This is a genomic window from Pseudomonas sp. PDM26, assembly GCF_019219185.1.
Classification (GTDB): Bacteria; Pseudomonadota; Gammaproteobacteria; order Pseudomonadales; family Pseudomonadaceae; genus Aquipseudomonas.
The window spans coordinates 1-15,241 of the sequence record NZ_JAHUWC010000009.1 but is presented as its reverse complement, the minus strand read 5'-3'; the positions used below and the strand labels follow the sequence as shown (position 1 = coordinate 15,241).

The 15,241-nt window shown below is 58.0% G+C and carries 13 protein-coding genes; 3 read left to right on the top strand and 10 right to left on the bottom strand.

Features of this window, described 5'->3' with window-relative positions; translation table 11 throughout:
• Nucleotides 1-3 precede the first annotated feature (3 nt).
• Nucleotides 4-363: an MmcQ/YjbR family DNA-binding protein gene (locus KW849_RS17965; protein ID WP_218430646.1), complete on the bottom strand. Its 360-nt coding sequence runs from the start codon at nt 361-363 to the stop codon at nt 4-6.
• Nucleotides 360-1,268: a LysR substrate-binding domain-containing protein gene (locus KW849_RS17960; protein WP_218430645.1), complete on the bottom strand. Its 909-nt coding sequence runs from the start codon at nt 1,266-1,268 to the stop codon at nt 360-362. Before KW849_RS17960 ends, KW849_RS17965 begins: the two co-directional genes overlap by 4 nt.
• Nucleotides 1,269-1,399: 131 nt before the next feature.
• Here KW849_RS17960 and KW849_RS17955 point away from each other — a divergent pair, with 131 nt between their 5' ends.
• Both KW849_RS17955 and KW849_RS17950 read left to right on the top strand, forming a co-directional pair.
• Complete coding sequence (locus KW849_RS17955; RefSeq protein ID WP_218430644.1) at nt 1,400-2,011, top strand: FMN-dependent NADH-azoreductase; 612 nt, start codon at nt 1,400-1,402, stop codon at nt 2,009-2,011.
• Nucleotides 2,012-2,178: 167 nt separating this feature from the next.
• Nucleotides 2,179-3,216 (top strand): dienelactone hydrolase, encoded by a 1,038-nt coding sequence (locus tag KW849_RS17950; protein WP_218430643.1) that lies wholly within the window; start codon nt 2,179-2,181, stop codon nt 3,214-3,216.
• Between the two features lie 149 nt (nt 3,217-3,365).
• On the opposite strand, the gene KW849_RS17945 is transcribed toward KW849_RS17950, so the two are convergent.
• Both KW849_RS17945 and KW849_RS17940 read right to left on the bottom strand, forming a co-directional pair.
• On the bottom strand, nt 3,366-4,553 hold the full coding sequence (locus KW849_RS17945) for an MFS transporter (RefSeq protein ID WP_218430642.1): 1,188 nt from the start codon (nt 4,551-4,553) through the stop codon (nt 3,366-3,368).
• A gap of 247 nt (nt 4,554-4,800) precedes the next feature.
• The gene (locus tag KW849_RS17940; RefSeq protein WP_108217586.1) at nt 4,801-6,387 is read right to left on the bottom strand and encodes an ABC-F family ATPase; all 1,587 of its coding nucleotides are present in this window, start codon (nt 6,385-6,387) and stop codon (nt 4,801-4,803) included.
• A gap of 460 nt (nt 6,388-6,847) precedes the next feature.
• Between KW849_RS17940 and lpxO the strand changes: the two genes are divergently transcribed.
• Nucleotides 6,848-7,747: a lipid A hydroxylase LpxO gene (lpxO, locus tag KW849_RS17935; RefSeq protein WP_218430641.1), complete on the top strand. Its 900-nt coding sequence runs from the start codon at nt 6,848-6,850 to the stop codon at nt 7,745-7,747.
• 171 nt (nt 7,748-7,918) lie between these two features.
• Here the strand turns inward: lpxO and KW849_RS17930 are convergent, their stop codons facing one another.
• From KW849_RS17930 to KW849_RS17905, 6 genes are all read right to left on the bottom strand, one after another.
• Nucleotides 7,919-8,224 carry a hypothetical protein gene (locus KW849_RS17930; RefSeq protein ID WP_218430640.1) on the bottom strand — a complete coding sequence of 102 codons (306 nt, stop codon included), beginning with the start codon at nt 8,222-8,224 and terminating at the stop codon, nt 7,919-7,921.
• Nucleotides 8,225-8,396: 172 nt separating this feature from the next.
• Nucleotides 8,397-9,308, bottom strand: a complete 912-nt coding sequence (locus KW849_RS17925; RefSeq protein ID WP_218430639.1) for a hypothetical protein — start codon at nt 9,306-9,308, stop codon at nt 8,397-8,399.
• Nucleotides 9,298-10,593 (bottom strand): DUF6396 domain-containing protein, encoded by a 1,296-nt coding sequence (locus KW849_RS17920; RefSeq protein WP_371319152.1) that lies wholly within the window; start codon nt 10,591-10,593, stop codon nt 9,298-9,300. Before KW849_RS17920 ends, KW849_RS17925 begins: the two co-directional genes overlap by 11 nt.
• On the bottom strand, nt 10,583-11,788 hold the full coding sequence (locus KW849_RS17915) for a DUF6396 domain-containing protein (RefSeq protein ID WP_371319151.1): 1,206 nt from the start codon (nt 11,786-11,788) through the stop codon (nt 10,583-10,585). The genes KW849_RS17920 and KW849_RS17915 overlap by 11 nt, the downstream gene beginning before the upstream one ends.
• Nucleotides 11,789-11,874: 86 nt before the next feature.
• The gene (locus KW849_RS17910; RefSeq protein ID WP_218430637.1) at nt 11,875-13,779 is read right to left on the bottom strand and encodes a phospholipase D-like domain-containing protein; all 1,905 of its coding nucleotides are present in this window, start codon (nt 13,777-13,779) and stop codon (nt 11,875-11,877) included.
• Nucleotides 13,776-15,241: type VI secretion system Vgr family protein (locus tag KW849_RS17905; protein ID WP_218430636.1), on the bottom strand; the 1,466-nt coding region annotated here is incomplete at its 5' end. The genes KW849_RS17910 and KW849_RS17905, both read right to left, overlap by 4 nt.

The window sequence follows — 15,241 nt, the reverse complement described above, 5'->3', positions numbered from 1 at the left end:
GCCCTATAGCAACAGACCGACTTGAGTACGCTTTGGCAGTCTGCTCACCACCAACTGGTGCGAACGCTGCAGCAATCCCTGTAGCTCTTCGCTACCGAGCGGGTAGGGCGTTTCCATGATGATCCACTGGGCGCGCGCCAAATAAGGCGCCGGATGAATCCCCGGGCGGTCGCAATGGCCGAGAAACACATCCTTGTCGACCTTGAAGGCCAGGGAATCACCCCGCAGGCCCTGCAACGCGAACATCTTGTTCCCGGCAATCGAAAACACCCGTACGCCTCCCCATTTATAGTCTTCCCGCGCTCCCGGCAGGGCTAGGCAAAACTTCGCGACATCCTCTTCGCTCATCCGTCCGGCTTTCATAACAATCGTTCCCCACAGGCATTGAAGGATTCGACCAAATGGTCAATCCAGGCACGTACCGCCGGCATCACCCCGCGTCGATGAGGATAGACCGCTTGCAGCCAGCCACCGGGCAACGACCACTCGGGTAGTAACTGCACCAGCGAGCCGTTTTCCAGTTCCTGCTCGCAATACATCATGGGCAGCATCGTAAAGCCCAGACCAGAGAGGGTGCTGGCCTTGCGCACGATAAAGTCATCGATGCCCAGCCGGGCCTCGAGCGCGAGTTCACAACTTTTGCCTGTTTGATCCAGCAGGCTGATGTGCACCAGGCGGTCGGCTTCCAGAGCGCCGAGCACCGGCAGGCTTTTCAGATCCTCGGGATGGTTGATCTCACGGCCAACGAGGAAACCGGGGCTGGCGACCATCAGCATCTGCGCCTGACGTAGCCGGCGGGTGACCAGCAGCGGGTCTTCGTCGCCCAGCTCGCGCACACGCAGGGCCACGTCAATGCCTTCGTTCACCAGGTCGACCCGTCGGTTGAGCAGCATCACCTCCAGCTGGACTTGTGGAAAGCGTTCCAGAAAGTCGCTGATCACCCCCGGTAATATTTCGTGGGCCAGCCCGACCGGGCTGGACACCCGCAAACGCCCGCGGGGCTCGCTGGACATGCTGGCGACGGCCTCGTCGGCCATTTCCGCCTCCAGCAGCATCGCCTGGCAGTGCCTGAGGTAGCGCTCACCCACAGCGGTCAATTTCAGCTGTCGGGTGGTGCGTTGCAGCAAGCGAGCGCCAAGGCGTTCTTCCAGTTCGGCGATGCGCCGTGACAATCGGGACTTGGGGATGCCCAGCAAACGCCCGGCTGCCGCGAAACCACCGGCTTCCACCACTTTGGCGAAGTAATACAGGTCGTTGAGGTCTTGCATGATGTGAATCCGATTGTTCTATCTGTGAGACGAACTATCGCATTATTGCCGTCTAATCAGCTATTGGTTTCGTCTGTAGGATTAGTTCCATCAGATCGCCCTTGTGGGCGATCCTCACTTGGAGATCCCACATGAAACTGCTGCATATCGATTCGAGCATCCTGGGCGACAACTCGGCTTCCCGTCAGCTGAGCGGCGAAGTCGTCAAAGCCTGGCAAGCCGCCGAGCCTACCGCCGTAGTGACCTACCGCGACCTGGCCGCCGACGCCATCAGCCACTTTTCCGCCACCACCCTGGTCGCCGCCGGCACCACCGCTGAACTGCGCAACGCCGCACAACAGCATGAAGCCGAACTGAGCGCCTCGACCCTGGCCGAATTCCTGGCTGCCGATGCCGTGGTGATTGCCGCACCAATGTACAACTTCACCATCCCGACTCAACTGAAGGCCTGGATCGACCGCATCGCCGTCGCCGGTCAGACCTTCCGTTACACCGAAGCCGGCCCTGAAGGCCTGTGCGGCGGCAAGAAAGTGGTGATCGTCTCGACTTCCGGCGGCATCCACGCCGGTCAGGCAAGCGGTGTTGCCCACGAAGAATATTTGAAGTTGCTGTTCGGTTTCATCGGCATCACCGACATCGAAATCGTCCGCGCCGAAGGCCTGGCTTACGGTGACGAGGTCCGCAACAAAGCCATGAGCGCTGCTCATGCGCAAATCAGCGAGCAATTGTTCGCCGCTGCGTAAGGCTTGCGTAAAGAACTCAACCGTTCCGGTACAGCCCAAAAAAACTCTGTATTCTGGTTACGCAAGTACCAGTTACGGAGTTTTTTGTTTCTGGTCGTTTCAGATTGTGGCCCGACTTATGCAGTCGAGGGCTTACGTCTCAAGTCCGGTAACAGGTGGGGCATCCCATGGTGCGTCTTTGTGCAACTTTGCTGATTTGCCTGCTCAGCAGCCTGAATACAGTGCACGCCGCGCCTGCGCCGCATCCTCACTGGAGCGTCGGCTTCCATGAGATGACTTTTCTCGACCCACTGGACCTGCAGCCGATGCGCGCCATCGCCTTCTATCCGTCCAGTGATTGGGAGCACACCAGTAAGCTCGAGGGTTACACCGTCGAAGCCGGGGAGGACACCAAGGTCGCCATCGGCCGGTTCCCGATGCTGATGCTGTCCCACGGAAACACAGGCACCCCCTTGGCCCTGCACGACCTTGCCACGTCGCTGGCGCGCAAAGGCTTTGTCGTGGTGGCGGTGATTCACCCCGGTGACAACTCCAGGGACCACAGCCGACTCGGTACCTTGAGTAACCTGTATGGCCGGCCGATCCAGATTTCCGAAGCCATTACCGCTACCTTGGGCGACCGTATGCTATCGCCGTTCGTCAATGCCGACCAAGTGGGGGTCATCGGTTACTCAGCCGGTGGCGAGACCGCATTGATTCTGTCCGGTGCGACCCCGGACCTGGATCGCCTGCGCCGTTATTGCCAGGAGCGCCCGGATGACCGCGATGCCTGCAACACCCAGGGTGAACTGATTGTCGACCGCGACGACCTGCAACCGGTGGCCGATCCTCGCGTCCACGCCTTGATGCTGATGGCGCCGTTGAGCCTGAAATTCGGCCGCCACACCCTGGCCGATGTGCATGTGCCGGTGCTGCTTTACAGCGGCGATGGCGACAAGCTGGTGGCTGTCGACAAGAACGCCGCGGCACTGGCGCGCAAACTGCCGACAGCGCCTGACTTCAAGCTGCTGGCCGGGGCAGGGCACTTCGTGTTCATGGCGCCGTGCAATGACGAGCAGATCGTGATCATGCCCGCGCTGTGCACCGATGCCGATGGCGTCGATCGGCAAGACATACACCGCAATTTGATCTCTGAAGCCGGAAGGTTCTTCTCGCGCGCCCTGGGCAGGGCGACCCGGGCCGGGATGCAAACCGCCGATCAATAATGTGCGCGCCGCCCTGTAGGAGCGAGTCTGTGGCGAGGGGGCTTGCCCCCGTTGGGCTGCAAAGCAGCCCCAAAAACTCTGATGTGCCAAAGATCTTGTGAGTGCTACGCACTCAAACGGGGGCAAGCCCCCTCGCCACAGACTCGCTCCTACAGAGGGCTGCGGCGCTTGAGCAACAACGTCAGACCAAGGCCCGTCACCGACAACAACGCCGCGCTGAAGAAAATCCACACATAGCCCAGGTTCAACGCCACTGCGCCCATCAACGGGCCAGCGATGGCCAGCGCCAGGTCGAAAAACACCGCATAAGCACTCAAGCCCGCGCCGCGGCTGGAGTTGGGCACCTGTTTGATGGCCTCGACACCCAGCGCCGGGTACACCAGGGACAGGCCAAACCCGGTCAGGCCGGCGCCAATGAGCGCATACGCAGTCGAAGGTGCCAGCCACAGCAGCACCAGGCCAACCGTCTCGATGCCCATGCAGGCAATGGCCGACGTGAACCCGCCGAATCGGCTGATGGCGGAAATGAACAGCAGTCGCGACAGAATGAAACACACGCCAAACACGGTCAGGCAGTAGGCCGCGCCGGTCCAGCCGCGATTGAGGTAATACAAGGTGATAAAGGTCGTCAGGGTGCCGTAACCAATGGACGCCAGGCTCAGGCTCGCGCCAAACGGCGCAATGCGCCCAAACACCGCCCGGAACGGCAAACGCTCTCCGCGCACCACCGGCACCGAAGGCTTGTTGCGAATCAGCAACAGTGCAGCCAGGGCCAGCAGCGACAGAGCGATGCCCAGGCTGGCGAAACCCAGTTGTTGCACCATGACCACGCCCAGCGGTGCACCGATGGCAATCGCCCCATAGGACGCGATGCCGTTCCAGGAAATCGACCGCGCGGTATGCTCGGCGCCGACCTGGCCCATGCACCAACTGATGGTGCCGACGCCGATCAATCCTTGGGCGATCCCCAGCAACAGGCGCCCGGCGATCAGAATCAGCAGGCTGAGCAAGGGAAAGCCTTGCAACAGGGTCGACAGCAAGGTCAGCGCGCCACTGAGCGCAATCCCCGACAAGCCATAGATGATTGCGCGCTTGGTGCCCACGTTGTCGGACATCCGCCCGGCCATGGGCCGGCTGAGCAGGGTGGCGAGGTATTGCGAGCCGATGGTCAGCCCGGCCACGATGGCGCTGAACCCGAGCTGCTCGTGGACATAACCCGGCAACACCGCAATCGGAAGTCCGATGCAGAGGAAGGCAATAAAGGTATAGAAAACGATGGAGACGATCTGCAGGGTGATCGCCTTGGAGCTTTGCGGGGCAGCTTGCTGCACAGACATGAGGGCTCGTTCGCGGGCGGCGGTGGGAGACCTGCATCATGGCGCGGCGTTGTCATAAAAGAAAGCAGGCTAACGATTAAAAGATCGTCCGAACGCGGCCCGAACCTTCGGCAGCTCCTACAGTGTGTACACGGTCAACTGTAGGAGCTGCCGAAGGCTGCGATCTTTTGGCCTCTAAATACAAAAAGCCCCGTCACACGGACAGGGCTTTTCATTTGAAGCTTGCAGCTAAAGGCCTGTAGTTGCCTTAGAACACCACACCCTGACTACGCAGGTAGTCGTCGTAGGTGCCGCTGAAGTCGGTTACGCCGTTAGGGCTCAACTCGATGATGCGGGTGGCCAGGGACGATACGAACTCACGGTCGTGGCTGACGAAGATCAGCGTGCCCGGATAGTTCTCCAGCGCCAGGTTCAGCGACTCGATGGATTCCATGTCCAGGTGGTTGGTCGGTTCGTCCATCACCAGCACGTTCGGCTTTTGCAGGATCAGCTTGCCGAACAGCATACGACCTTGTTCACCACCGGAGATGACCTTGACCGACTTGAGGATCTCGTCGTTGGAGAACAGCATGCGGCCCAGGGTGCCGCGAATGATCTGCTCGCCCTGGGTCCACTGGCCCATCCAGTCGAACAGGCTGACGTCGTCTTCGAAGTCGTGGGCATGGTCCTGGGCGTAGTAGCCCAGCTCCGCGCTTTCGGTCCATTTCACGGAACCGGCGTCCGGGGTCAGCTCGCCCATCAGGGTGCGCAGCAGGGTGGTCTTGCCGATACCGTTCGGGCCGATGATCGCCACGCGCTCGCCAGCTTCGACGGTGAAGCTGAAGTTCTTGAACAGGGTCTTGCCGTCGAAGCCCTTGGACATCTGCTCGATGGTAACGGCCTGGCGGTGCAGTTTCTTGGTCTGTTCGAAGCGGATGAACGGGCTGACGCGGCTCGATGGCTTGACTTCGGCCAGCTGGATCTTGTCGATCTGCTTGGCGCGGGATGTGGCCTGCTTGGCTTTCGAGGCGTTGGCCGAGAAGCGGCTGACGAAGGTCTGCAGCTCGGAGATCTGCGCTTTCTTCTTGGCGTTGTCCGACAGCAGTTGCTCGCGGGACTGGGTCGCCGCGGTCATGTACTCGTCGTAGTTGCCCGGGAACAGGCGCAACTCACCGTAGTCCAGGTCGGCCATGTGAGTGCAGACGCTGTTAAGGAAGTGACGGTCGTGGGAAATGATAATCATGGTGCTGTTACGCGCCTTGAGGATCGTTTCCAGCCAGCGGATGGTGTTGATGTCCAGGTGGTTGGTCGGTTCGTCGAGCAACAGCACTTCCGGATCGGAGAACAGTGCCTGTGCCAGCAACACCCGCAGCTTCCAGCCTGGCGCCACTTCGGACATCGGACCGAAATGCTGTTCCAGAGGAATACCCAGGCCCAGCAGCAGTTCGCCGGCACGGGATTCGGCGGTGTAGCCGTCCATTTCGGCGAACTCGGTTTCCAGCTCGGCCACGGCCATGCCGTCTTCTTCGCTCATTTCCGGCAGCGAGTAGATGCGGTCGCGCTCGGCCTTGACCTTCCACAGCTCTTCGTGACCCATGATCACGGTGTCGATCACGTTGAATTCTTCGTAGGCGAACTGGTCCTGGCGCAATTTACCCAGGCGCACGTTCGGTTCCAGCATGACTTGGCCGCCGGACGGCTCGAGGTCATCGCCGAGAATCTTCATGAAGGTCGACTTGCCGCAACCGTTGGCGCCGATCAGACCGTAACGGTTGCCACCGTTGAACTTGACCGAAACGTTTTCGAAGAGCGGCTTGGCGCCGAACTGCATCGTGATGTTAGCTGTAGAAATCAAAGGTTTTTCCTGCGAAGCATTCAGAGTAGCCAGGGTTGCGGCAGTACCGGTTTCCACTGTCCGGACCCCGGGACGTTCATCCCGATCGGCAGTGCAAGATCCATCTGGCATTAAGTGGACAGCAGCATGTGGCGCGCTTCACCCGAGTCAATGTGCGCTGAAAGGGGATTTCCCGCTCTCAACCTGGGTCGCGCGTAAAGTTTGGCGGCAATTGTACTGGTCTGGCTCTTTAAACGATAGGGCGTTGAGACCACTGCAACGCTTTGGCGGATTTTGCGGACACATTTTCGCAGTTGCAGGTTAACCATTGGTTACAAACTGTGGCTAAAATGCCATCCATCAGCCGAAAACCGACCATCGGCAAGGCTCGATGGCACTAAGGGGCCGCTGTTTCGTGACCAGTCGCTGCACAAGACCCGGGAGGGCGCAGCTTGTTTACTTCCGATCTGTGACGATTTCCGTGAAACTCATCATTGCCGTTATCTACGTTGTCTCCATTGCGTATGTCCACCTGCGCGGTCAGGTGCGCCACAAGCTGGGCCGCCAGTTGAGTGATCACTCGACGTTTCTGGCGCCGATCAATTGCTTTCTTTATCTGTTTTCGAAAATCCCCAACAAGCCTTATCTCGACCCGGCCGACTTTCCCGACCTGAGCCCGCTGCAGGCGCATTGGGAAGAAATTCGTGCCGAAGGCCAGAACTTGCTTCACACCGGCGAGATCAAGCGCTCGAATCAATACGATGACGTCGGTTTCAACTCGTTTTTCAAGACCGGCTGGAAGCGCTTCTATCTCAAGTGGTACGGCGATAGCCACCCGTCGGCCATGAAGCTCTGCCCGCGTACCACTGAGCTGGTACAGGGCATTGGCTCGATCAAGGCGGCGATGTTCGCCGAACTGCCCCCGGGCTCCAGACTGGTGCGCCATCGCGATCCGTACGCCGGTTCGTACCGCTATCACCTGGGCCTGGAAACACCCAACGCTGAAGGTTGCTACATCAATGTCGATGGCCAGAACTACCATTGGCGCGATGGCGAAGCGGTGATGTTCGATGAAACCTACATTCATTACGCAGAGAACACCACGCCGCACAATCGCATCATCTTGTTCTGCGACGTCGAGCGGCCGATGAAGTATCGCTGGGCTGCGGCATTCAATCGCTGGTTCAGCCGCACAGTCCTGTCGGCGGCAGGTGCGCCGAACGAGGCGGGCGACAGGACCGGCGGGCTCAACCGGCTGTTCAGCAGGATCTACAAGGTTCGCCTGCACGGCAAACAACTGAAAAAGCGCAATCGTACGCTTTACTACCTCGAAAAGTGGTCGATCTTTGCCGGGCTGCTGGTGGTCTTTATTCTGATTTGAGAGGTGTATCCGGGTTGCCGACGTCATCTTCGGAACGACGCCCGGAGCAAGCTCAGGGATACATCTGCACACCCAGATCAGTTACCTCGGTCGAGCGAATCGGAAACCTTCGCCTCCAAGTGGCAACTTCGAACACTTCCAGCACTCAACTACCGACCGGGGGCTCTGGAATCAATGCACTTGACCGCTGGCCGAATCACCTTGGCTAACGATAATTTCATTGTCCTTGGAGATTGTTTGCTTGAGGTTTCGACCGGTGACTTCCATCACCTGATTGTCTTGTGAGTACGTGACTTCGACATGGCCGCCGCCAATAAATCCAATACGAGTGATACGTGTCTGGGCCACGGCTCGCACAGCGAATGATTCAATCTCGGACAAGTCCCTGATCCCCACTGATTTTGGGGCAAGGCTCTCGATGGTCACACTACCCTCGCGCATGACTATCGTTGCCCCATCCCGGCGCGTGACTTCCACGTCGCTCTCAATTTTTTCAATGACATTGCCATTAGCTTGGGCGCTTACGAAGTCATCTTCGTAGTCTAAGTGTGTGGTTTCATCCTCTCACGGCTGTAACACCATGGGAATTTGACAACAATACACCCCCCTGAAGTGCCATCAAAATCCCGCCCTCAGTCAAGAGCCATAATCAATACTTGTAGAACTCATAAAATTCAATATCCATTTTAAGTAGCTGGTTGCGATCGCCACTCAACTCATAGAAATTTTTGTGAGCGTAAATGTAGGTTCTGTATCTGGTCCTGAACATGAATGTGTCTGGCGATGCCATGCCAGGAAAACGACTTATGCCATTTTCATGGAGAACAATAATGTCATCGCCTATCCATCCAGTTATTCCATAACGGAAACTATCATTTTTAACATCTTCGAAATTTTCAACACAACGGAGACCGTTTTTCGGACATCGAACCGGGATGTACGCACGAAATTTATTCAGCTCAATATTTCCAATCGGCTTCCATCTGGAAAATAACGATTTTCCACTTTGCGAGACGCTGATTTTTTTCCATACTTCATCATCCCCAAATGGAAAGATGATCTCAAAATCATTTGGATCAGCCCCAATAATTTCAATGTCTTCAAAGAAAACTGATTTTTCGTCTTTCGCATACTTTGCCATTTGCTCCTGTTGCCAGGTTGCTAGTAGAGGTGCGCTGCCCTCCAGCGCTTTAAACTCAGCAGAGTACGGCGCAACACTCCTAAGTCGGCGTTCCTCAATGTGATCGATCTGATTCATCTCTGATCTAAAACATCTCCACGACATGAGATTGTGAAAGTAAAAAGCTATACCGAAACCGCAGGGCTTTTCCTTATATTCTGTTCTGGTCATCCAGTAAACATGCCATTTTTTAACAACATAATTGCTGGAAATAAAACGTAGTTTGGTTGTGCACTTGCCCTTCGAGTCATTGGTGAACTCACGACAAATTTCTTTACTTGGATTGTTCTTGGTATCCGGCTTCGGTCGATTGACAGATGAGGTGTCACAGCCCATCAAGGCCGCTCCAAGCATATAGATTAGGAAATACTTAGGCTTCACCGAACAGCCTCCATTCGATATTTTCCTCCTCGACCGTCACACGGTCGGCGAGCAGGAATCGGCTGTGACGATGCTTGACGTTCAGGGTCGGCATGATTTCGCCCTTCTCGAAGCGCCGGGGCTCGCCTTTTTCCAGGCGCGACCAGGATTGGCCGGCGATACTTTCCGCCAGCCAATAACCTGTATGCGTGCAGGCTTGGCCGCTGATGCAGGTCGGTCTTTTGATGTAGTCGATCGGTATAAAGGCCGAGGAGCCTGGCATGGGCCGACCGGTGGCAGGTTCGAGGACTTTGGTCTTGGCCAGTTGGTGAATCAGTGCTTCGCTGGGTTTTTCTGGTGGGACATTGGCCAGGCGTTCTTCGAGCCATTGGAGTTTGCCGTCCCAGGCTGGCAACGGGGCAGGCGGCAGCGGGACGATCTCGTTGATCTCGGGGACCTTGGGATTGGCGTAGGAGTAGCCCGAGAGGATTTTCCAGATTTTTTCGTAGCGATCAGCGCGTTCGAGGTCTTCAGGTTGACCGAGGTAATTCAGTTCGTCGGCCGGTTCCGGGCTGCGAAATCCGTCATCTAAAAAGCCGGCTGCTGTTTCATCACCGGCTGCTACGCCCAATTGGAATGCTTCTAATGCTTCCTGATACTGGCCAACTTCAGACAAATACACCCCCAGACTTGTAGCTGCCTTTCCATCCCCTTGCTCGGCGGCGCAGCGGTACATTTTAAGTGCAACTTTCGGGGCGATATCGATAGGTTCGAGCTTCTCCCCCACATAGTATTGGGCTAGCGCGCTACCCTGGTCAGCGGCTTTACGGTAGTAACGCAACGCTATTTCGTGATCTTTCTGCAGACCTGCCGAACCGTTCTGCAGGAAAATGCCGACAAAGTAATATCCCGTTGCCACTCCCGCGTCGATCAGTTGCTCACTCATGCGCAAATGCTCTTCGCCACGGAGTCTGAAATACCCGCGCATGGCACCGTTTTGAAGATTGATATTGGCCTTGTAGTGGCCGTTTTCACTGGCGATGCGGTACAAGCGCTCGATCTCTGCATCAACAGTCTTGTCCTGCTTTAGCTGGTTGTTCTTTTGCAACCAGCGCGCGTATTTGAACAGCACATCGGTCTCGGCGGAGTACGCCGGAATTGTTTCGTGTTGGCAGGTGAAGGCGAGATTAACGTTGATATCGGTGAGCGGGTTTACAAAGTCCACCGACAAAGGCTCGGCACTGTTGGCGCCACAACCGGTCAAGGCGATGAGTATCAAACAGCCCCATAAATACTCAGGCCTCACCGAACAGCCTCCATTCGATATTTTCCGCCTCGACCGTCACACGGTCGGCTAGCAGGAATCGGCTGTGACGATGCTTGACGTTCAGGGTCGGCATGATCTCGCCCTTCTCGAAGCGCCGGGGCTCGCCTTTTTCCAGGCGCGACCAGGATTGACCGGCGATACTTTCCGCCAGCCAATAACCGGTATGCGTACAGGCTTGGCCGCTGATGCAGGTCGGTCTTTTGATGTAGTCGATCTCTATAAAGGCCGAGGAGCCTGGCATGGGCCGGCCGGTGGCGGGTTCGAGGACTTTGGCTTTGGCCAGTTGCTGAATCAGTGCTTCGCTGGGTTTTTCTGGTGGGACATTGGCCAGGCGTTCTTCGAGCCATTGCAGTTTGCCGTCCCAAGCGGGCAACGTGGCAGGCGGCAGCGGGAGGATCTCGTTGATCTCAGGGACCTTGGGATTGGCGTAGGAGTAGCCATAGAGGATTTTCCAGATTTTTTCGTAGCGATCGGCGCGTTCGAGGTCTTCCTGTTGGCCCAGGTAGTACAGCCGATCATCCGGCTCCGGACCACGGAAGCCCTCACTCAAAAAAGAAGCCGAAGTGCTGTCACCCGCCGCAGCTCCGAGTTGGAATGCTTCAAGTGCCCCCTGATAATGCCCATCTGTCGACAGGTCAACACCTAGTGCTCTTGCCGCTTTGCCGTTTCCTTGCTCTCCAGCGCAACGGCGCATTTGCCGGGCAACGTCCGGGGCAATGTTGATCGGCGCCAACTTGTCGGCGACATAGGCTTGAGCCAGCGCGTTACCTTCATCGGCGGCCTTGCGGTAGTAACGCAACGCCATTTCGTGATCTTTCTGTAGTCCCGCCGAACCGTTCTGCAGGAAAATTCCGACAAAGTAGTATCCCGTTGCCACTCCCGCGTTGATCAGTTGCTCACTCATGCGCAAGTGCTCTTCCCCACGGAGTTTGAAAGTACCGCGCATCGCACCGTTCTGCAGGTTGATATTGGCTTTGTAGTGTCCGTTTTCACTGGCGATGCGATACAGGCGCTCAATTTGCACATCAACGGCTTCGTCTTGCTTGAGCTGGTTGTTCTTTTGCAACCAGCGCGCGTATTGGAACAGCACATCGGTCTCGGCGGAGGGCGCGGGAATCTGCTCGTGCACACAGGTAAAGGCCATATTGGCCTTGGCTTCAGTTAAAGGATTCAAGGGCGTTTCCTTGGTCGACGTAGAAGTTGGACTGCTGGTATCGCAGGCGACCAGCAGCAGGCATGACAGCAACAAGATCCGTCGCATCAGTCGAGGTCCGACAGGTCGGATTCGCCGAAGTAAAACTCGACAAGGGGGGCGTAGGGAGTCAGTTGTTTAGATTGAAAATCCTTATTTCGTTTAATGATGTCTTCCCAGGCTTTGAACGCCTTCCCCGGATCATCCTGCGCACCCTTTTTAGCCGTATGCATCTCCCACAACCGCCGCCTTAACGCCTGCGTCACACTCGCCCACTCATGAGCAATGTTCAGTTCGCTATCCACCTGCATGCTGCGGGTGTTGATGTTGGCCGAACCATGAGTGGTGAACACATCGTCGACGATCATCAGCTTGGAGTGGATGTACACTTCCATCCATTTTTTGCCCGCCGGCGAGTCGGGGGCAACCAGTGAGCACACATGGACTTTCAGGCCGGTTAATTCCGGGAGTTGGGCAAAAGTCTCCTTCTCGATTGCCTCGATTTGGCTCCGGAGTGCGGCTTTGCGCCAATCGTTGTCCAGAGTCTTGCGCCGCTGGGCTTCCTTGGCCTCGTCGCTGAGATCGGTTCCGCCCAATGCGTCGGCGAGTTTCGTCATCGTGACCAAGGCATGCTGCTCCAGCCGTTCGCCTAGACTGGATTCCAGTGCGGCGGCCTCGACTTTTGCCTTTTCAATCCGCCGTAACTTGGTGATTGCAGGCATGGTATGACCTCGCCCGAGGCTTTCGAGCATGCGCTGGGTGTTCACGGTGCCGGAGCCAATGCCACCCTCGCTGGCATTGGTGATCACAAACAGGTGCAAGGGGCCGTGTATGCCAGGGTCGCGCCCGGCCTTGGTCTGGCCGGCGGCGACGGCCTTGATCAATTCGGCCAGGGGCGGCCAGCGGAAATACTGGTTTTCGATGTAGATGAACTGGCTCGCGTTATTGACGGCTTGCAGGTAGAGCTTTTCGATATCGCGCTTGCCCTCCTGGGCCTGGGTGCGCAGGATCTGCGCGATTTGTCGGGTGGCTTGGGGGGCGCATTGCAGTTGCGGCCCTACCGCTTTGGCTTGGCGCAGGTCGAGCAAGTCCTCGCCGGTTTCCTTGCGCCAGGCGCTGGCGAAGTTGTGGTGCAGGTGTTCCAGGATCGGCCCGCTGACCCGGCTGGAAATGTCCTGACGTGGGGTATCGCCACGCGGGCCCTTGTTGGGGGCGGGTTTGGTGTCCTTGTCACGCTTCACCGCCAAATGGTCATTGGTGTCCCAGTACTCGTCGAGCATGTTGTGACCCATCACGAAACCGACGGCGCGGTCCGGAAGTTCATAATCGACGAGGACTGTCTTTTGATGATGGGTCGCTGTCGCCGTCAGGATGAATTGCGTGGTGGCGCTGATCTGCGGGTCGAGACTTTTGTACATCGCTTGATGGGCTATTTCGGCCCTCTCAAGCACGCTGAAACCGCGACTGACGAACACTGGCGTGCCGCGAGCCGCCAGATGCGCAGCGGCCATGTTGTCGGCAAGCGCACAGTTGGCAAACCACTGGCGGTCATAAGCATATTGCTCATCCGTGGAGGGTTGCAGCTCCCGATCCTTGTATCGGAATGGGCCTTTGCCGGGCAGGTTGGCTTCTCCGGCTTTGCCGGCGGTATTGAATGGCATTTCCCACCCCAGTATCCGCACCTTGACGCCTTCGCGCGCCATGGCCATCAGCAATTCGCCGATACGCGGCGATATTCCATCGCGGATGAAATACATCGACGGCTGAAAGCCCCAGCAGATGATGTCGACAGTTGCCTTGGCCTGTGAAATGGCCAGGTGCACGGCCCGAAACGTCTCTTCCCCATTGATCAGCGGATGATAAGTCGCCATGGCGGGAGGGTATTCGGTATTGCGCACATACCATGGCGGGGTGCAGGTCACCTCGTTGGTATGCTGGAGTGCGACCGGTGTGACGATCTCGTATTGGCTCATTTTGTTTTCCCTTCCTGATCACTGGCTCCTTCCATCACCGTGGCATACAGGCCTCGGTGATCCGTGTGCGATGTGGGTTGACTCACCTCGGCGTGGGCTTGCGAGGGATGGTTATGCAAGCCGCGATTGGCCAGGTGCGCCTGTCCGGCGTTGCGGTATTCGGTGGGCACCGGGATCTGGTAGGTCACACCGTTGGCCATGACCAACCGGTAGCCCCGGGTCACCACCTGATGATCGATCAGCAGTTGCCCGGAAGCGTCCAGCACACCTTGCTTGAGCACCGCACCGTCGGCGTAAAGCGTGTAGGGCACGCCTGCCCAGACTTGGTGGTTGGCGTTGGGGGCTTGCGATACGTTGAATCGCAGCATTTGTTTCGACAGGCTTTGCGGATAGTCCGGATGCGTGGCCTTCATGCTCGCCGCACCGCTGTACTCGAAGTGCGCCGCCTTGACCTTGTGATCCCCGGCGGTGCCCGATTCGATTCGGCATTCATCCAGACTGAGGTAACTGCCGCCGCCGTTGAGGACGATCCTCTTTTTCGCCGTAATGTGGATTTCGTCCTCGGTGCTGGTGATGTCCAGACCCAGCCGGGCGATCAGTTCCAGGCGGTCGTTCTGCGCCTGCACGCTCACCGGGCCCTGGTTGGCGATGAGCTGGAGGCCGAGCTTGCGCACGAACAGGCTCAGCCCCTGGCCGACGCCGATGAACAGACGCTTGACCACGCTGAGGTCGGCTTGGCCGCCGGCGTTGAGCATCAGGTTGTCCTGCGCGGCCAGTTGCAGGTGCTGGCCGCTGGTCACCGCGATGCCTTGCGGGGCGCTGAGCAGCAGGACCTGCGACTTGAGCTGTTCCAGGTCCTGGCGCAGCAGGTTCAGTTGCGCCGCCACATCCGCCGGTTCGGCGTTGGCGGTCTGGGCGTCGGTGGACAGCTGTTGCAACTGTTCGCCAGCCTGTTGCAGGCGGCCGACGGCGGCGGCCATGTCCAGTACCGGCCCTTGCGCCTTGGTCTGGGCATCGGCACTGATGAACACGCCCTTGCCCGCACGCAGACTGCCCCAATCATCGGTGCGCAGCTCAAAGCCTTCGCCGCGCTTGGCCTTCTTCGCATCCACCAGATGCCCCAAATTGAGCTGGCTCTTGCCGCCGTATTCCGTGCTGAGCTTGACGTGCTCCTGCCCGCGCAAGTCCTCCATCCGCAGCTTGTTGTTGGCCGGCGTGCGCAGCACGTTGCGCTGGTAGTTGTTTGCACGCTGGGACACCAGATCCCGGTGCTGGTCGTCGTGCAGGGCGTGGGCGATGTAGGGGTTGTCCGGGTCGCCCTGTTCGAAGGCGATCGCCACTTCGGTGCCGGCGATCAGCGGCAGGTGCAGGCCGTAGGTGTCGCCGGCGTAGGCGCGGGCCTGGCGCAGCCATTTGCTTTCCTGGCCGAGGGGCCAGGTGTCGCGGTCGAAGAGGAACTTGA